Origin of the sequence: Pantoea sp. Cy-640 (genome assembly GCF_011752635.1) — a bacterium.
GTDB classification, from domain to species: Bacteria; Pseudomonadota; Gammaproteobacteria; order Enterobacterales; family Enterobacteriaceae; genus Pantoea; species Pantoea dispersa.
The window spans coordinates 304,813-322,989 of sequence record NZ_VWXB01000002.1 but is presented as its reverse complement, the minus strand read 5'-3'; the positions used below and the strand labels follow the sequence as shown (position 1 = coordinate 322,989).

Below are 18,177 nucleotides of genomic sequence, written 5' to 3'. Positions count from 1 at the left end.
TAATGAGCCTGAAAAACAAATAACTGTTGCATGAGGTGCAATAATGTATGACGACGATTATCGTCAGCGGGAGGCTTTTCTTGCAGTAGTTCGCGCTGGCAGCTTTAGTGCTGGTGCGCGCGATTTGGGAAGAGATGTCTCTGTCGTTTCCCGGCGTGTAGCTGCATTAGAAAAACGTCTGGGAATTCGCCTGCTGGAACGCACCACCCGCCGCATACGTCCCACAGAAGAGGGCTTACGCTATCGGCAAAAAATTGAATTGGCAGATGAATTGCTGCGGGAAGCGGAAGAGGAAGCCCGTGATTTGGCAGCGCGTCCGGCCGGGACGATTCGCCTTACCGTTCCCGCCTCATTCGGACGAAAGTGGGTCGTACAGGCCTTACCATTCTTTTTAAAAGCCTATCCTGACATCCGTATTGTGCTGCACTGCAGCGATCGCTACGTAGATTTACTGGGTGATAATTTTGATATGGCAATCCGTATTGGTGTTCTGAAGGACAGCAGATTAATTGCCCGAAAGCTGGCAAATACAAGTCGCATTTTATGTGTCGCGCCGGATTACCTGGAGCGCCATTCTCCTGTAACACACCCTCAGGACCTTCGTAAGCATGATTGCCTAGGTTTCACACCCATGCACAGCTGGCCCGAATGGCGACTCGAGAAAGACGGTCAACAGATAGCGGTACCTGTTAAGACGCGTTACGAGAGTGACGAAATGGATGGGCTTATACTGGCCGCTCAATCGGGTATGGGGATATTACTCGCGGCCAACTGGCTGGTACAGAAAGAACTGGCTGAGGGTTCACTGGTGCCAGTGCTGTCGGACTGGCAGGCAACAGGCGAGGATGGTGTCTGGTTAATGAAACCTTCAAGCCAGTTGCAGTCGGCAAAAATCAGTGCATTAACAGACTGGCTGACTTTATGGTTTTCTACACCACGCTGGTAGCCTGCGGGATGCAATATGAAACAGCCTGTCACCTGTTCTGAATAGCAGATGGGTTAGGTATGTACAGCTTGTGCAGTCAAGTAGTCGACATACCCCGGATAATGTCGGCACTCCTGGAGGTAATAACGTATTTCTTCACGCTGCTGCCGCTCCACTTCGTCATGGATCACCGGCAGGTTAGATCGCTCTTTATAGGCTACGGCAGACTCAGCGAAACCCCCTTAACACTGCTCCGGCGGAATCATGATGTCATATAATCTTGCTGCCCGATGCAGATAACAGCGGGACATAAATTGCCAGTTTGAGTGCAGGGGAGTCATTTGACGTAAACGTTGAATAGCTGAATGTCCGCGTTATCCCGTCTTTCCCAGTGAGTTTTTTCTCTCCGGACACCGGCGCCGTTATCACATGCTCGCTCCACCATGTATCAAACTCCGGGCATTCACGGCTTAAGCGTTCTACCAGCGCAGTGAAGGTCTCATTGTCTGCATTTCGTGAATAACTGGAATGAAACAGGCCAAGTATTCTCTGTGCCTCTGCAGGCCAGGTGTCGCCAAAAAGGTATCTGGCCTGCTCTGTAGTGAACATGAAAACCATGATATTTCGCTCATTTGCAGCCAACAGGCTGAAGTCCGTGATGACCTGTTCTGCTGCAGAATTCCACACCAATACATCCCATCTGTCATTGGTGATGTAGGCAGGCTCACTCAGCGCCCTGACCAGATGCGATAAGCTAGCCGGGACTTCATGTTCGATATCTGCACTTTTTTTCCGGCCTGTCAGTGTTCTCAGGTGCAGAAATTCTGCCTCGTTCAGCTGCAGAGCTTTACCCAGGGCGTTAACTATCCGTTCGGAAAGCGTGCTGACCCGTCCCTGTTCGATTTTGGTATACCATTCCGTACTTATTCCCAGCATCGCTGCAACTTCCTCACGCCTTAGCCCGGGCGTTCGCCGTCTTTCTGGCCCGGCAGAGGGGGGACGCTGAGGCTTCACCCTGGCACGTCGTGAACGTAAAAACTGACTGAGCTCAGTATTCTTAACCATTTTTTGAACCTGGTAGTAAATTATACCTGTATAAAACTAGTGTATTTTACGCCGTTTTGGGTCGCTCTATGATGGTTTCATATTGTTCTATGCCCTCAGGAGAATATGACCATGAAAGCTGCTGTGCTTACTGCCTTTGGCCGTCCGCTAGACGTTAAGAATGTGCCTGCACCGGTGATGGGAACCGGGGAAGTCATTGTCGATGTGGTTGCGGCGCCCGTTCTCTCCTACACGAATGAAGTACTGAGTGGGGAAAGAAAATATCTTTTACCTGTGCCGGTCATCCCGGGCTGTGGTGCCATCGGAAAGGTTCGCCAGACCGGCCCTGACTCAGCCTGGCTGAAACCAGGAGACTGGGTATTTTGCGATCCGACGGTGCGTTCCCGTGACAACGCGCTGTTGCCAGAAATTGTCCTTCAGGGATGGAGTGCCCGTGGTGAAGGAGGACAAAAAATCCAGCAATATCACCTGAATGGCAGTCTTGCTGAACAAATACGCATTCCGACTGAAAACGCAGTGCCCATTGGCGACATTTCGCCTGCAGAAGCAGGGCGGTGGTGTGCCATCAATACGCTGCTTATAGCCTATGGCGGATTGTTATCTATGGATTTGAAAGCGGGAGAGCGCCTGCTGGTCAGTGGCGCAACCGGTAATTTCGGCAGTTCCGCTGTGCTTGCTGCCCTGGCCATGGGAGCCCATAAAGTCATCGCACCGGGCCGTAGTGAACAGGTGCTGAACGATTTGAAAAAACGTTTTGGATCGCGTGTGGAAACAGTAAAGCTCACAGGTACAGCAGAGATCGATATTTCTGCCATGAAGCACATAGCCGGGGGACCCATTGATGCGGTCCTTGATTTCCTTCCGCCGTCTGCGCAGGCCTCTGTCGCCCGGAATGCGATTATGTCAGTCAGACCTTATGGTCGTGCAGTCCTTATGGGCGGTGTTGGCATGCTGGGAGGGGACGATCTTTCGCTACCTTATCCCTGGATAATGCGTAACCTCATTACCGTAAAAGGGCAGTGGATGTATGAACCTTCGGCAGTCCCTACGCTCTGCGGCCTTATACGCGCGGGACTGCTTGATCTGAGCCACTATGACGTAACCGAGTTTCCGCTTGAGAGAGTGAATGATTCAGTCGCGCATGCTGCGAAAAACAGCGGGCCGTTTAAACTCACCGTCGTGCGTCCCTGACCAAAGGCGCCGCGATGGACCGGATGGCTCTCCTACGACGGCCCTGCGTATGGGTTCAATCACAAAATTCTGGCACAAAAAAGCCCGCTGCGCGGGCTTGATAAGAACAGATTAATGCGGAATCTCAGAGACCTCTTTGACATCCGCTTTGTTGATCTGCTGTTTGACACCATTGGCATCAACGTAGCCCAGCAGTCCGCTTTCCGCTTCCTGCGGTTTACCATCGCTGACAATGGTACGGCCATCATTGGTATGAATGGCGTAGCTGGTACGGGTACAGCCGGTCAGGGCGCTCAGTGCCACAATGGCTGCCAGTGGTAACAAAATCACTTTTTTCATGTCGCTCTCCCTATCGAGTAGATCAGTTGTTCAGTTCACTCATATTGGTGATCTGGTCACGGTTAATCTGTTCTGTTTTACCGGTTTGCGCATCTTTATAAGAGACCAGGCCAGTATCACTATCCACCTGTGGCTTACCATCGGTGACGATAGTGCGTCCGTCGGTGGTTTTAATCGCCTGATTCGATGAACAGCCGGCGATGGCAAAAATCGATGTCAATAACACAGCCGCTACAGTCAGTTTCTTCATAGTAATTTCCCTGATTGGTCTGAAGTCCAGCTATAAGCGTAGAACAAAATCCGGATTCTGGTCTGACCTGACTCGCTTTCTTTGCACAATTAATGCGGTTTAGCGTGCAATTGATGAGGAGGAAATTACCAGGCGCGGCTAATGTGTTTCGCCGCGTATATTGGGAAGGCAGGATAGCGTTGCGATATTACTCAGCGGCCAGGCGACCAAGCAGCAGAGAAAAAATAGCCTCGTAATGCGTTTTCAATATCACATCGTCGCACTGGTCGAGACGTGCTATTAGCGCGACAAACAGGGTTTTTCGGTTCAGCAACTTGCCGCTACACAAAATTTCCTGCACCAGCGTGCCAAGTAACTCATGCTGCTTTGCCTGCAGCGATCCACCAGTCCATGGTAATGCATCTTCAGAATTATTATGAAAAGGATCGTATCGCATCATCATTACCCTGATAGCAGTGCGTTAATTCAGCTTTTTGGCCAGCAGCCTGATCGCATTATCGCAGGCCTGCTGGATGGCCGGATTCTCCGAGCGCAAGCCCGTGCGATACAGCGCGCCAATTATTTGCTGAACAGATAAGGTTTCACCCGGTTGTACAATCTGTGTGACGACTTTGCCCAATAAAAGATAGATCTCATCGGCATCTTCTAATTCATCGTGCTTCACTCAACCCCCGGAACAAATAAACATAAATCTAAGTAATATGTTACTGACTGATAAATATTCTTAAGCGCGCGATTCCAGGGTTTAAAACGTTATCGCGGCGAATATCAATTAGGAAACGCCTATTTCCTAATAGGCCAGACGAATCAGTCCAGAATGCTGAGCACCATATTAATAGTTTCTTTGCCATTAGTCACATCCTGAATTTTGCCTACCACGCGCATACCAAATGCCACGCAAAGCAGCAATCCGGCAGCGGTGTCGGCATCCAGTCGTGGCGAAATCGATCCGTCCTCTTGTCCCTGCTCAACCAGCGAAGTCAGGAAGTTGCGGTTGCGCAATACCGCTTCACGTACCAGCTGGGATAACTCTTCGTCCAGCGTTTGCAGTTCCACGGTACTGCCAACCACCAGGCAGCCGCGTCTGCCCTCGATCTCGCTGGCTGAGTCGAGATAAAACTGCAACAGCTCAGCAATGCGCGCCCGGCCGGTCGGGTACTGTTGCAAACGGGCGCGCAGGTCCACGTTGCGCAGCAGGATGTAGCGCTCAAACACCCGCAGAAACAGGGAACGTTTATCCTGAAACGCTTTATAGATACTGCCCGCCGTCAGGTTCATCGCTTCACCTAAATCGGCAATCGAGGCCGCATGAAAACCCTTCTGGCGGAACACGATCATGGCGCTGTCGAGCGCTTCGTCGATATCAAAATTGCGCGGTCTGCCGCGCTCTCTGGCAGCCGGCGCCGGATTGGGTTTACTGGTCATAATGCGGGCTATTTAGAATGAATCGTTTCCAAATTATCCGGCTTATCGGTGACAGGGTCAAATCCTGCCCAAACGGCTGGCCCGGCGTACGCTGATCGACAGCGAGCCGCGTTAATGTTCAGCCCTGCTAGTTGAGAATTTTTGACCGCCGGAGGATGATAAACCTTTTGCCGGGCCGGGACCTTTTCATGCTGATCTCCACTGAGGATACGCGCACTTTCAACACCGACATCCGCCTGGCGGCGACGCTGGCCGCCGTGGCGGGCGCACTGAACACTGCGGCGTTCGAAACGGTTGGTTTCTTCTCCGCCAACATGACCGGTAACGTCTCATCCCTGTCCGATCATCTGGCGAAAGCCAATCTGCATATCGGGCTGTTCTTCCTGCTGATTGTGCTGTTATTCATCGCCGGTTCGTCGGTCTCCACGCTGATCATCAATTCCGGCCGCAGGCGGCAGATACGCGGCATCTACGCCATCAATATTCTGCTCGAGGGCATTGCGTTGCTGGTGCTGGGAATTATTGAAAGCGGCTTTCATTTCAGCGAGGGCGGCGTGTTGCTGATTCTCAGCCTGAGCTTTCTGATGGGCCTGCAAAATGCGGTGGTAACGCGCATCTCCAATGCCCGGGTGCGCACGACGCATGTCTCTGGCACGTCAACCGATATCGGCATTGAGCTGGCGATGCTGTTCGATGTGCTGCGTCGCAAAGAGTCACCGAAAGACGCGCCGCTGTACATTGAGCGGCTAAAACTGCATTGCTACACCGTGCTGGCATTTCTCGCTGGCGGCGTGCTGGGCATTCTGCTGCTGCAGTGGCTAAGCTACGCGCTGCTGATCGTCATTGGGTTACTGCTCAGCGCGCTGGCGCTGTCGGCGCTGAAACGTGCGGGCAGCAACCCGCTTCACGCCCGCTAAGGAAGGGAATCATGATCTCACTCGACGACCGCCTGCAAGCCATCTGGCAGCTGCTTAGCACAGCCACCACATCGCGTTCGGCTTTCACCCTGATGCAGCTGGCGACGGTGACCGCTGACGGCCAGCCCAGCCTGCGCACCGTGGTGATACGGCAGTTTTTGCCCACGCTGCCAGCCCTGCGTTTTACCGCCGATCGGCGCAGCGCCAAAATGCAGGATATTGCAGCCCAGCCGCAGGTGGCGTTACTGGCTTATGATGCCGCCAGGCGCGTTCAGCTCAGGCTGGCAGGCACGGCTCAGCGCGTTGACGATGCACAACAGCGTGCCGCAGCCTGGCATGCATTGCGCCCGCACTCACACGCGTTGTTTCAGTCACCCGTCAGGCCGGGCAGCGTGATTACTCATCCTGATGACGCACTGCCTGCCAGCGCGCAAAAGGCGGGCACCGGGCCCGACGAGCACTTTGCGCTGGTGCAGATCACCTTGCACAGCGTGGAGTGGCTGGATGTCAGCCGCGAGCCCCATCAGCGCGCGCGTTTTGAGGCCACTGCGGATGGCTGGCAGGGCAGCTGGCGCGTGCCCTGAGATTTATTGTTCCGCCGGTGTTTTTGCCTGACGCGGGCGGCCAGCCGCACCGGCGCACACCAGCGCCAGCAGTACCATGATCAGTACCGGCAACATCGCCATACGCAATCCGGCATGTTCGCCGATAAAGCCCAGTCCGGGCGGGCCGACCAGAAACGCCAGATAACCCAGCGTGGCGGCAATCGTGACGCGCACCGCGCTGTTATGACCATCGCCCGCCGCCGAGACCGTTAGCGGGAAGCCGAGCGACGCGCCGACGCCCCAGAACAGCACGGCCGCCGCCGCCAGCCATGGGTTATCGGAGAAAATCACCAGCGTCAGCCCCAGCGCGGCGGAGAAAGCGCTGGCGCGCAGTACCCAGACGCGACCCAGACGATCAACCACCAGCCCACCGAGAAAGCGCCCCAGCGTCATGCCAGCGGTGAAGCCCGCGTAGACCAGCGTGCTTTGGGTATGATTGAGGTTATGGCCGTCGATCATCAGTAACGGCAGCCAGTCGTTAGCCGAGCCTTCCGCCAGCGCCATCGCCAGAATCACCACGCCGAGCACCAGCAGCTGGCGGTCACGCAGTTCACGTCCAACCTGGGCCAGAAAGCCGCCATGATGCGGCTGTTCGCTGCGTTCGCTGTCGCTGGTGGCGGGCAGATGGCGCAGCGCCAGGGCGGCAATCAGCAGGTTAACCAGCAGCACCACGCTAAAGTGCCAGTGGGTGCTGATATCGGCTGCGGTCATGGCCAGCCCCGCCAGTGCGCCGATCAGCGTGCCGAAACTGAAGAAGCCGTGAATGATTGTCATGATTGACTTGCCGATGCGCCGCTCAAACGCTGCTCCTTCGACATTAACCACCACATCCATCAGCGCGGTTCCGCCGCCCAGCAACACCAGACTGGTAAACACCAGCCCGCTACTGGCGAGCGTTAACGCAACGGTCATCAGCACCAGGCCACCGAGCAGGATCAGGTAACCCGTGCGCATCACCCGGCTGGTGCCAAAGTGCGCGACCAGCTTACCGGCCAGCAGCACGCCCAGCATGGAGCCACAGGAGAAGCCAAACAGAATCAGGCCCATCATTTCCGTCGAGGCGTGCAGCACATCGCGCATAAAGGGGGTGCGGCTAACCCAGGAAGCCCAGGTAAAGCCAGGAATAAACATCAGGCCAAAGATGGCCCATTTACCGCGTGTCTGTTGCTGAGGGTGCATAAGGTTCCTTTAGGGAGCGGCGGGCATGCGGAGGTAAAACGCTTTCGTTGCTGATGACCGTTAGCATGGTTCACAGAATAGCAGTTTTGCTGGCGCTCGTTGAGGCAATGTCGCTCGCGCCAGCGCGCCGGGGGAGTTTGTCAGTGGGAGAAAGCCCCTCCGCGCGGCGACGCGGAGGGCAAAGGGATTAGAAACTCTGCCAGTCGGCATCGCTGGCCAGTGCCAGGCGTCCCGGCTGTGGCGCTTTATGGCTCGCCGGCGCAGGCTTGATGATCGGCGTTGTGCCGGATTCCGCCAGCACGAAGCGGGTCACCAGCTGGTTGAGCGTCTGGGCCTGCTCCTGCAGCGATTGCGACGCGGCTGAGGCCTGTTCCACCAGCGCGGCGTTCTGCTGCGTCACATCATCCATCTGATTCACCGCCTGCTGCACCTGGCTGATGCCCTGACTCTGCTCAACCGCGGCCGCGGCGATTTCGCTCATCAGTTCGCTGACCTGATGGATAGCGTCATTCATTACCTGCATGTTGCTGCTGACGTCGCTGGCCTGGGCGGCCCCGGCTTCAGTCAGTCGATGCGACTCTTCAATCAGCCCTTTGATTTCGCGTGCGGCCGAGGTTGAGCGCTGCGACAGGCTGCGTACTTCACCCGCCACCACCGCAAATCCCTTGCCGTGCTCACCGGCGCGTGCGGCTTCGACTGCGGCGTTGAGCGCCAGGATATTGGTCTGGAAAGCGATGCCTTCGATCATCGAAACAATGTCCGTGACCTTGCGCGAGCTACCACGAATATCATCCATGGTCGAGAGCATGGTGCTGAGCGAGGTACCACTTTTTTCCGACAGCGAACTGGCGTTAGCCGCCAGCTGGCTGGCCTGACGCGTGTTATCGGCGGTCTGACGTACGGTTTCACTCAGTTCAGTCATGCTGGCCGCAGTCTGCTCCAGTGAGGCGGCCTGCTGTTCGGTACGCGCAGAGAGATCTTCATTGCCGGCGGCGATTTGCACCGATGCGCTGCTCACCGAATGCGACGCGCTGCGCACGGCACTCAGCGAACCGGCCACGCTGCGCATCAGCTGATTAAAGGAGCGCGCCATATTGCCCACCTCATCGCGACGGCTTTCGTCTGCGCTGAGCGTCAGGTCGAGATTTTCACTGGCGCGCATCATCACTTTGCCGACATCCGCCAGGCTGCGGCGGATGCGCAGTACGGTGAACAGGGCGAACAGACCGAATACCAGCACGGTTGCAACCACGCCGCTGATGGTCGTCCACAACACATTATGGAAGGTGCTGCGGTTGGTGGCGCGTAACTCGTCGCCAATGGCGATGTTCAGCATCAGCTGTTTCTGATAATCGGCAATCAGCTGACGAATGGCGGCACCGATGCCGCTCTGGCCCTCAATCAGGTCGAGGCTGATGGCATTCTGGTGTGCACGCGACGCACTGAGAAAGGCGGGCAGCCGCTCAGTCACGCGCTGAATATTGCTAAAGGCCACCTCAGTCAGGCGCTTATCTTCCTCGCTGGAGATATCATGCTTCATGTAGTAATCAGTGAGCGATTTCAGCCCGCCGATCTGTTTATCAATGTCCGCTTCGACGGCGGGCATGTTGCTGTCCTGCAACTGGGTCTGGTGTTTGTACAGCGTCAGCGCCAGCTGGTTGCTGCGATCAATCAACGTATTGAGGTCTTTGATCGAGGGGATGGCGTTGGTTTGCACATATTCAAAGCGCTCCTGGAAGCCGGAAAGCAGTGAGATGGCGAGCACGGCTTGCAGAATGATGGCGCCAAACAGCATGGAAAAGGTCAGTAACAATCGTTGGGAGATGTTCATCTTATTATCCTTAATCTAAACGCACCCCGACGCCTGACGCGGCGGGTACAAGGGCAGATTAAAGAACATCGGCAGATTGTGGTTTTTAGTTAATGAAATTTTAGCGCCGGGTAGCAGAAGAGGCTGGTGGGTTAACAGTGGAGCCGGTCGCCGTGAACGGCGACCCTGGGGTGGTGCGGGTTGAACGATGGGTGCAGAATGCGACAAGGTCGCCGTAAACGGCGACCCTACAGTGCATGTCCCGTTGTTTCTGTAGGGTGCGCATTCATGCGCACCTGGAAACCGGCACCCGTGTTCCACTCACGGCCGGCGGAACAGCGCCAGGCTGCGGCCCTCCAGCTCGAAATCCTTCTCTTTGGTAATCACCAATCCCTTACTGGCGCTGTCGGAGGTGGTCAGCTCCAGCACCCAGCCGCCTTCACCAAACTGCGGGATGCGGAACGGCACATTGCCTTCAAACGGATTGAACAGCATCAGCACATCGTGCCAGATACCCTCTTCGGTTTGCAGATCCGGACGCCCGATGTACACGCCCAGCGTCGAGCCTTCATCCCACTGTTCCGCCTGCTGGAAACCGCCGCCGGCGTTGAACCATTTAATCTCCATGCCGTCGCGCCAGCTTTCACGCCGCAGCAGCGGCTGCTGCGCGCGCAGCGCAATCACCTGACGGGTGAAATCGCGTAACGCATCAGCGGAAGCCGGCAGATCTTCCCAGTGCAGCCAGGAAATCTCGCTGTCCTGGCAATAGCCATTGTTATTGCCCATCTGGCTGCGGCCAAATTCATCGCCCGCCAGCAGCATCGGTGTGCCGTGAGAGAAAAACAGCGTGGCGAGGAAGTTACGTTTCTGCCGCTCGCGCACCGCGTTGATGCCTTCATCGTCGGTGGGGCCTTCGGCACCGTAGTTGTATGAACGGTTATCGTTATGGCCGTCGTTGTTATCTTCCCCGTTGGCATCGTTATGCTTGTCGTTGTACGAGACCAGATCGTTCAGCGTAAAGCCATCGTGCGCGGTGATAAAATTGACGCTGGCCCACGGGCGGCGGCCGCGTTGATCGTACAGATCGCCGGAACCAAGCAGGCGCGCGGCAAAGTCGGTTGAGACGTTGTCGCCTTTCCAGTACTCACGCACCGTGTCGCGATATTTGTCGTTCCACTCAGCCCAGCCGGGCGGGAAACCACCCACCTGGTAGCCACCGGGGCCGATGTCCCAGGGTTCGCCGATCAGCTTCAGCTTAGACAACACCGGATCCTGCGTCATGGCATCAAAGAAGCCGCCACGCTGATCGAACCCTTCCGGCTCGCGACCGAGAATGGTGCCGAGGTCGAAGCGAAAACCGTCGATATGCATCGATTCTGCCCAGTAGCGCAGCGAATCCGTCACCAGCTGCAGCACGCGCGGATGGGAGGTATTCACCGTGTTGCCAGTGCCGGTATCGTTGATGTAATAACGATGCTGATCCGGCAGCGTGCGGTAGTAGGAGAAGTTATCAATGCCTTTGAACGACAGCGTCGGCCCCAGTTCGTTGCCTTCCGCGGTGTGGTTATACACCACGTCGAGAATCACTTCGATGCCGGCATCGTGGAAAGCGCGCACCATGTCGCGAAAACCCTGAATGCCGCGCGGGCCAAAATAGCGGCTGGCAGGCGCAAAAAAGGCCAGCGAGTTATAGCCCCAGAAGTTTTTCAGCCCGCGATCCAGCAGGTGCTGGTCGTCCGGGAACCAGTGCACCGGCAGCAATTCCACTGACGTCACGCCGAGGCTTTTGATGTAGTCGACGGTGGATTTGTGGCTCATGCCGTCATAGGTGCCGCGCATCTCTGCCGGAATCGCCGGATTAAGCTGGGTGAAACCTTTGACGTGGGTTTCATAAATCACCGTACTGGACCACGGAATGCTGGGGCGGTTATGGTCCTGCCAGTCGAACGCATTAGTGTCAATCACCCGGCACTTGGGAGTAAACGGCGCGCTGTCACGGGTATCCAGCGTCAGATCTTTATCTTCGTGCAGTAAATCGTAAGCGAAGTGCGCTTCGTTCCAGTCGATGTTGCCCTGCAGCTCGCGGGCGTAGGGATCAATCAGTAATTTGCTCGGGTTAAAACGGTGACCGTTTTCCGGATCGAACGGTCCGTGAACGCGATAACCATACAGCGCGCCGGGTTTCAGCCCGGGCACGTAGCCGTGCCAGATTTCGTGGGTATATTCCGGCAGATCGAAGCGGGCAATTTCATGCTGACCGCTCTCATCGTACAGACAGAGTTCGACCCGTTCCGCGTGTGCTGAAAACAGCGCAAAATTGACGCCGTCCCCATCAAAGTTGGCGCCGAGCTGGTGCCCCGATCCAGCGGTGATTTCTAAAGGTTTACCGTTAGACATTCAATCCTCTCCATCCAGTGAATAGATAGTCATGTAAAACAACAGGTTTATCGGGGACGCTACTGGCTAATCAGTACCAGCGGCGCGCTATAGCTCACATTGTCCAGCGTAACATCGTCATTAATTACTACGATCTCGCCGGTCAGCACATTGCGATAGTGGCGATGCGCCAGCGATTCCGGCAGTGCCAGTCGGGTATGACTCCACTGTGCACCATTGAAAATCAGCCGTGGCGTAATCACCAGCAGCGCGTAGTCGCTGTCCTGACGGGCAAAGGCGATCACTTTTTCCGCATGTTCGCCCGATGCACTGAGCGGTTGATAATCACCGAAGCGGAACAGCTGCGCATGGTCGCGGCGCAGATGCAGCAGGCGCGCAACCATCTGCTGCTTCAGCCGGCCGCTCAGCCAGTCCTGCTGGCTGGCGAAATCCGGCGCGGCGTGGACATCCAGCTGCGCCGTCAGCTGAGCGAAATCCGGCTCGCGTCGGTTATCCGGATCGACCAGGCTGAAATCCAGCGCTTCGCAGCCCTGATAGATATCCGGCACGCCCGGCGCGGTCAGTTTGATCACCGTCTGGCTCAGGCTGTTAACCAGTCCGGCCCGGATGAACGGCTGCAGTGCGTGGCTGAAGTCCTGCAGGAACGCCGGATTGGTGGGTGACAGCAGCTGGCGGGCGTACTCCAGCACGGCATTTTCATAAGCTTCGTTGCTGTCCGCCCAGTCGGTGCGTAACTTCGCTTCGCGCAGGGCTTTTTCCACAAACGGCAAAAAGCGCTCGCGCAGCGCGTCCAGTGCCGCCGTGTCCTCCGGCTGCAGCGTGGTAGGCCAGACGCCCGCCAGCGCCTGGTACAGCATCCACTCGACCGGCGGTTCAGGCGCCGGGCCGTCCGCCAGCGCGACCACGTGCGGCTGATTCATCTGGCGCCAGCGCGTCACATTCTCCGCCCACAGCGCCGGCGCTTCACTCAGGGTATACAGCCGTGCACGTGCATCCTCGCCGCGTTTGGTATCGTGCGTGGAGGTACCCGACAGGCCATCCGGCTGGTGCTGCAGTCGGATTTGCATTTCGCGATGAAAGCGTTCAAGCGAAAACGCGTGCGGCAGCGGTTCGGCACCCACTTCGTTGATCGCCAGCGCCACGTGATTGCGGAAAAACAGCGTGTCTTCGACCGATTTCGCCATTAGCGGGCCGGTCAGCTGCTGGAAGCGGGCGCGGAATTCCGCCGCATCCTGCTCGCCCTGTTCAGTGATCGCCCCCAGCAGTAATGCCTGCAAAAAGCTCAGCGCTGCAGGCGAGGCGCTGTGTTTAACCTGCTCCAGCACCTGTAATAGCAACGCTTCGCCTTCCAGCGGCATCCCGGCTTTCCGGCCGTAGGTGCGATACACCGGGAAGGCGATCAGCAGTTCGCGCAGCGCCACGTGCAGCTCAGCCTCACTAAAGTTGCGATGCACCAGATCGGCTGCCTCGGTAGCCAGCGCCAGCAGGCGGCTGAATTCCCCGGCAAAGTTGCGATCGACCATCAGTTCACGCGCTGCACGCAGGCCAGCCGCCACGTCGTTACGTTCAGCGGATACCGCTTCATAGGCCAGATGCAGCATATCGATCTGATTATCATCAATCAGCGCATGTGACAGCGCGGCGATAAACTCGTAACCGGTGGTGCCGGACACTGGCCAGTCGGCGGGCAGTTGCTCACCGTCAGCGAGAATCTTCTCCACCGTGATATAGCACGCGTCGCCTGCGGCCTGACGCAGCTGTTGCAGATAGCCGAGCGGATCGGCCAGCCCGTCAACGTGATCGACGCGCAGCCCGCTCACCACACCGCTGTGTACCAGTTCGAGAATCAGGCGATGCGACGCCGCGAACACCTCTTCATCTTCGACGCGCACGCCGACCAGCCCGGTAATTTCAAAGAAGCGGCGGTAGGAGAGCGCGCTGCGCGCCTCACGCCAGTTCATCAGCTGCCACGGCTGTTGCGCATGCAGTTCCGCGATGGCCGCGCGATCGCGCAGCGCCAGCACCTCGTCTTTACGCTGCTGCCAGCTGGCGGGCGTCAGCGGATAGTAACTGTCATAATAGACCAGCGCCGGATTGCCGCTGTGCGGATCGGCCTTGATACTGAGTTCATCATTGGCCAGCACGCGGTCAAAATCATCGCCGAGGAACGGCAGCGTCAGCCTGCGCGACCAGTCGATATCAAAGTAGCGCGCGTAGCGGCTGGCTTCCCCGTGTTCAATCACATCGCGCCACCAGGCATTTTCCAGCGACGCTGCCATGTGGTTAGGCACAATATCGAGGATCAGGCCAATCCCGGCCTGCTGCAGCGTCGCGCTGAGGCGGTCAAAACCGGCGCGTCCGCCAATCGCCGGGTCAATCTCATTGGCATCGGTAACGTCATAGCCGTGCGTCGAGTCGCGCGTGGCGGTAAAGATCGGCGAGGCATAAAGATGGCTGATGCCCAGCTGCTGCAGATAGGGCACCAGCTGCGCTGCGCGGTCAAAGGTCATGCCGTTGCGGAACTGAATACGGTAGGTTGCGGTTGGAATGCTCATTGCGCTGCTCCTTTTGCCAGACGCACGATGAGAGAGTGCTGCGGCAGCTCGCCGCTTTCCTGTGGCCACGCAAAGAGCGTCTCGCCGGGCATCGCGGGCAGCGGCTGGCTCTGCTGTCCAATATTCAGCGCCAGCGACAGCTGGCCCTGCGGGAACTGCCAACTGATGGCGACAAAGCCTGGTGCGGTGCGCAGCACCTGGCCGTTATGCCTGCGGGCATCCGCCAGCAGCGGCACGATGTGCTGCTGGCGCAACGCCAGCAGCTGGCGCGTAAGCGTCAGCCACGCCTGGCCTGCGGGATTTTCCACTTTGCTCCAGTCCAGTTTCGAACGCGTGAAGGTCTCTTCGGCATTGGGATCCGGTACCGTATCGTCATGACCGGCGTGACCGGTAAATTCGCGCGCACGTCCTTCGCGCACCGCTTTCGCCAGATCGCCGTGGAAATCGGTAAAGAACAGGAACGGGTTGGTTTCACCGTACTCTTCGCCCATAAACAGCAGCGGAATATGCGGTGACAACAGCAGGGTGGCGAACAGCACTTTGGTGCGATCGACACCGGCCAGGCTAATCAGGCGTTCGCCCTGAGCGCGATTGCCCACCTGATCGTGGTTCTGGATGAAATCGACAAACGCGACCGGCGGCTGGCCTGCGCTGGGTACGCCGCGCCGCTGGCCGCTCTGTGGCGACAGCTCGCCCTGATAAGCAAAGCCCTCGGTGAGAATGCGCGCGATTAATTTCTCTGGTACGTCGGCGAAATCCTGGTAATACGCGTGCGTCTCGCCGGTGGCAAAGACGTGAATGGCATTATGAAAATCGTCATTCCATTCACCGCTGAACAGTGGCGCGTTACCGTCCGCATCGCGTGGATGCAGGAAGATCACGTTGCGGCTGTCTTCGGTGGTGAGATGGATCGGGCGGGAGTGGATTTCACTGCGAATGCGTTCGGCAATCTCAATCAGCACATGCTTGCTGGACGTATCCTCAATCTGGTCGATGGCATCGAAGCGCAGGCCGTCGAGGTTAAACTCCTTCAGCCAGTAGAGCGGCGCTTCGACGATATAACGCCGCGCGGCGTCGACATCGTACGCAATCCCGGCGCCCCACGGCGTCATGCGCTCTTCGTGGAAAAAGGCCGGCGCCAGCAGCGGCAGGTAATTGCCTTCCGGACCAAAGTGGTTGAGCACAATATCCAGCACCACCGACAGTCCCAATGCATGCGCGGCATCGACAAAGGCTTTGAAATCATCCGGTGAGCCATACGCCGAGTGCGGCGCATACAGCAGAACGCCGTCATAGCCCCAGCCGCGCGCGCCGCCAAACTGCGACACCGGCAGCACTTCGAGCATGGTGATACCAAGCTCTGCCAGCGCAGGGAGTTTTGCGATAGCCGCGCGGAAGGTGCCTTCGGCGGTAAAGGTGCCGATGTGCAGCTCGTAGACCACCGTTTCATGCCAGGGCCGTCCCTGCCAGTCACGCTGCTGCCAGTCGTAATGGTGAGGGTCGATAACCAGAGAAGGGCCGTTGACATCGGCGCGTTGTGCCCGCGCGGCCGGATCGGGTACCGTGCTGCCATCGGCCAGCTCGTAGTGATATTCGCTGCCGTGACCAGGCCCGCGCAGCGTCAGGCTGAACCAGCCATCCTGCTGCGGCTGCATGGCATGCTGCTGACCATCGGCGTGAAGGGTAATTTGCTGCTGACCGGGTGCCCAAAGGCGAAACCGCACGCTGCCGTCAGCAAGGATTTCAGCACCCCAGGATTTTTCCAACGTTGTGGATTCCATTCTATTGCCTCGTTAAGCCCCGCACGGGGAATGGACGACATCAAGCGATTCGCGTTCCTTAAAACCATTTACTCTCTGAATACAAAAGACTAAATGCCCTGGTAGCAAACGGGTACGCAGATAAATCACTGAGTACCCTGAAAAATCATAGCCTATATTTTCAGATTTAATTCCCGCTGCGCTTTAAACAGTGCCGTTACGTAAATTTTCCGATTTGTTCGCTTAAGCACCTTTTAATCTCAGTCATAGGCTACGCTTATCTCTGCGCAGTTAACCGATGCGCGAAATAATGCCAGGCGGCACTGTCACCTAAATGAGGAGAACACTGATGAACGAAGATCGTATCAGCGGAAACTGGAAGCAGTTCAAAGGAAAAGTGAAAGAGAAATGGGGCCAGCTTACAGATGACGATTTAGACGTAGCCGAAGGGAAACGCGATCAATTAGTCGGCCGCATTCAGGAGCGCTACGGCTACGGTAAAGATCAAGCAGAGAAAGAAGTCAAAGAGTGGGAAGATAGTAATAAATTTAACTGGTAGTGTTGGTTATCCCCGGCACACTGATGTGCCGGGGTTTTGTTATTTCAGACTGCTGAGCTTTACAACTGGATAAATTTAAAATCCGGTTTACGTTTATTTAATACCATTTATTACTAAACCCGAAATTCATATTCAGGCCTGTTTTGCTCGCATTAACCCGGCTATTTCTCTGGCCTGACGCGATGGTAAAACGGCAGCGCATCAGCCGTTGAGAACCTTTCCCGGCCATCATCGCGTGAAGTGCTGTTCAGTCACGATTTTGCCCCACTGGTCGCCCTGCCACTCGCGCGTCAGAGTAAAGCCTGCCTGCTCGTAGAGTCGTCTGGCCGCATCCAGCCCACTGAAGGTCCACAGTTGCGTTGCGCTAAAGCGCTGACGATCGCAGAACGCCACAGCCTCATGAAGCAAGCGTCGCCCGACGCCGCTACCGCGACACGTCTCGTCAAGAATAAACCAGCGCAGATGGGCCTGATTATTGCCGAGATCTTCTCCGTCAATCGCCACTGAACCGATAATATTATCGTTATGCACTGCCAGCCAGATTTGATTGCGCTCACTTCCCAGCCGTCCGGCAAACTCTGCCAGCCCGCTGGCGACTTTGCCTTCAAAATAGTGACCAAACTGATGATGCCGGGCATAGTAACGGCCGTGCATTTCGGCGATGCGGCCGATCATCCCGGGCCGGTAACCGCTGACGATGTCGATGGCACCTGAGGGAAGAGGCTGCGTGCCGGTCCGACAGCGGCGCAGGGAGTCAGCGTAAGCGCTCAGTCCCTGCGCTACGGTGCGCTGCTGTGCCGGTTCAAGCCCGGCCAGCGCGGCCAGCACCCGTTGTGCCGCGTACTGATTGACTCTGGCGACGGTAGCCATCCCCTGCGCAGTCAATTTCAGCCTTTTAACCCGGGCATCACTGCCGTCGGCGATTTCCTGCACTTCACCAGCCGCCACCAGTCTGGCCAGCATGCGACTGACGCTCGATTTTTCCAGACCGAGCAAGTCCACTAACTGTGCAGCAGTCACTGTGCCCTGGGTTTCCATCTCCAGCAGCGTGTGGACAGCGGAAGGCGAATAGTCCGTTGCCGCCAGCGTCGGGCGCATAAACCCGAGTTCACGTACCATCAGTCGTGAGGCGGAACGTATCTGATTAACTAACGATTCAGTGGTCATGGTGCAAACGCCCGGTGGCTATAAAGTTGTATA

At 56.9% G+C, this 18,177-nt stretch carries 17 protein-coding genes and 1 pseudogene; 5 read left to right on the top strand and 13 right to left on the bottom strand.

The features are described 5' to 3' along the window. Window positions 1-43: 43 nt before the first annotated feature. The gene (locus tag F3J36_RS06955; protein ID WP_166719295.1) at window positions 44-946 is read left to right on the top strand and encodes a LysR family transcriptional regulator; all 903 of its coding nucleotides are present in this window, start codon (window positions 44-46) and stop codon (window positions 944-946) included. A 53-nt stretch (window positions 947-999) separates the two neighbouring features. Here the strand turns inward: F3J36_RS06955 and F3J36_RS06950 are convergent. Together F3J36_RS06950 and F3J36_RS06945 are read right to left on the bottom strand one after the other, a co-directional pair. Then, a pseudogene (locus F3J36_RS06950) lies at window positions 1,000-1,146 on the bottom strand (hypothetical protein); the annotation flags it as partial. 49 nt (window positions 1,147-1,195) lie between these two features. Further along, window positions 1,196-1,990 (bottom strand): helix-turn-helix transcriptional regulator, encoded by a 795-nt coding sequence (locus F3J36_RS06945; protein ID WP_166719294.1) that lies wholly within the window; start codon window positions 1,988-1,990, stop codon window positions 1,196-1,198. A gap of 111 nt (window positions 1,991-2,101) precedes the next feature. Here F3J36_RS06945 and F3J36_RS06940 point away from each other — a divergent pair, with 111 nt between their 5' ends. Continuing rightward, window positions 2,102-3,181, top strand: a complete 1,080-nt coding sequence (locus tag F3J36_RS06940) for a zinc-binding dehydrogenase (RefSeq protein ID WP_166719293.1) — start codon at window positions 2,102-2,104, stop codon at window positions 3,179-3,181. Window positions 3,182-3,292: 111 nt separating this feature from the next. Here F3J36_RS06940 and F3J36_RS06935 read toward each other — a convergent pair whose 3' ends face one another. The 5 genes from F3J36_RS06935 to F3J36_RS06915 all read right to left on the bottom strand — a co-directional run bounded on the left by F3J36_RS06935 (window position 3,293) and on the right by F3J36_RS06915 (window position 5,195). Beyond that, window positions 3,293-3,520: a YgdI/YgdR family lipoprotein gene (locus F3J36_RS06935; RefSeq protein ID WP_021508704.1), complete on the bottom strand. Its 228-nt coding sequence runs from the start codon at window positions 3,518-3,520 to the stop codon at window positions 3,293-3,295. Window positions 3,521-3,542: 22 nt separating this feature from the next. After that, window positions 3,543-3,770: a YgdI/YgdR family lipoprotein gene (locus tag F3J36_RS06930; RefSeq protein WP_021508703.1), complete on the bottom strand. Its 228-nt coding sequence runs from the start codon at window positions 3,768-3,770 to the stop codon at window positions 3,543-3,545. Between the two features lie 187 nt (window positions 3,771-3,957). Next, window positions 3,958-4,209, bottom strand: coding sequence for a biofilm development regulator YmgB/AriR family protein (locus F3J36_RS06925; protein WP_021508702.1), 252 nt, complete (start codon window positions 4,207-4,209; stop codon window positions 3,958-3,960). Between the two features lie 21 nt (window positions 4,210-4,230). Further along, on the bottom strand, window positions 4,231-4,434 hold the full coding sequence (locus F3J36_RS06920) for a hypothetical protein (RefSeq protein WP_021508701.1): 204 nt from the start codon (window positions 4,432-4,434) through the stop codon (window positions 4,231-4,233). A gap of 143 nt (window positions 4,435-4,577) precedes the next feature. Beyond that, window positions 4,578-5,195, bottom strand: a complete 618-nt coding sequence (locus F3J36_RS06915; protein WP_058770495.1) for a TetR/AcrR family transcriptional regulator — start codon at window positions 5,193-5,195, stop codon at window positions 4,578-4,580. Between the two features lie 188 nt (window positions 5,196-5,383). Between F3J36_RS06915 and F3J36_RS06910 the strand changes: the two genes are divergently transcribed. Next, window positions 5,384-6,112 (top strand): YoaK family protein, encoded by a 729-nt coding sequence (locus F3J36_RS06910; protein ID WP_132463588.1) that lies wholly within the window; start codon window positions 5,384-5,386, stop codon window positions 6,110-6,112. An 11-nt stretch (window positions 6,113-6,123) separates the two neighbouring features. Then, window positions 6,124-6,696, top strand: coding sequence for a pyridoxamine 5'-phosphate oxidase family protein (locus F3J36_RS06905; protein WP_166719292.1), 573 nt, complete (start codon window positions 6,124-6,126; stop codon window positions 6,694-6,696). A gap of 3 nt (window positions 6,697-6,699) precedes the next feature. Here F3J36_RS06905 and F3J36_RS06900 read toward each other — a convergent pair whose 3' ends face one another. The 5 genes from F3J36_RS06900 to treZ form a co-directional block, all read right to left on the bottom strand. Continuing rightward, window positions 6,700-7,896: an MFS transporter gene (locus tag F3J36_RS06900; protein WP_159377522.1), complete on the bottom strand. Its 1,197-nt coding sequence runs from the start codon at window positions 7,894-7,896 to the stop codon at window positions 6,700-6,702. A gap of 187 nt (window positions 7,897-8,083) precedes the next feature. Beyond that, the gene (locus F3J36_RS06895; protein WP_166719291.1) at window positions 8,084-9,727 is read right to left on the bottom strand and encodes a methyl-accepting chemotaxis protein; all 1,644 of its coding nucleotides are present in this window, start codon (window positions 9,725-9,727) and stop codon (window positions 8,084-8,086) included. A 300-nt stretch (window positions 9,728-10,027) separates the two neighbouring features. Continuing rightward, window positions 10,028-12,103, bottom strand: a complete 2,076-nt coding sequence (glgX, locus tag F3J36_RS06890; RefSeq protein WP_166719290.1) for a glycogen debranching protein GlgX — start codon at window positions 12,101-12,103, stop codon at window positions 10,028-10,030. Between the two features lie 59 nt (window positions 12,104-12,162). Then, window positions 12,163-14,658: a malto-oligosyltrehalose synthase gene (gene treY / locus F3J36_RS06885; RefSeq protein WP_166719289.1), complete on the bottom strand. Its 2,496-nt coding sequence runs from the start codon at window positions 14,656-14,658 to the stop codon at window positions 12,163-12,165. Beyond that, window positions 14,655-16,439: a malto-oligosyltrehalose trehalohydrolase gene (gene treZ / locus F3J36_RS06880; protein WP_166719288.1), complete on the bottom strand. Its 1,785-nt coding sequence runs from the start codon at window positions 16,437-16,439 to the stop codon at window positions 14,655-14,657. Before treZ ends, treY begins: the two co-directional genes overlap by 4 nt. A 328-nt stretch (window positions 16,440-16,767) precedes the next feature. Between treZ and F3J36_RS06875 the strand changes: the two genes are divergently transcribed. Continuing rightward, window positions 16,768-16,977 (top strand): CsbD family protein, encoded by a 210-nt coding sequence (locus tag F3J36_RS06875; RefSeq protein ID WP_021509571.1) that lies wholly within the window; start codon window positions 16,768-16,770, stop codon window positions 16,975-16,977. A gap of 228 nt (window positions 16,978-17,205) precedes the next feature. On the opposite strand, the gene F3J36_RS06870 is transcribed toward F3J36_RS06875, so the two are convergent. After that, window positions 17,206-18,144, bottom strand: coding sequence for a bifunctional helix-turn-helix transcriptional regulator/GNAT family N-acetyltransferase (locus F3J36_RS06870; RefSeq protein ID WP_166719287.1), 939 nt, complete (start codon window positions 18,142-18,144; stop codon window positions 17,206-17,208). Window positions 18,145-18,177: the final 33 nt, after the last annotated feature.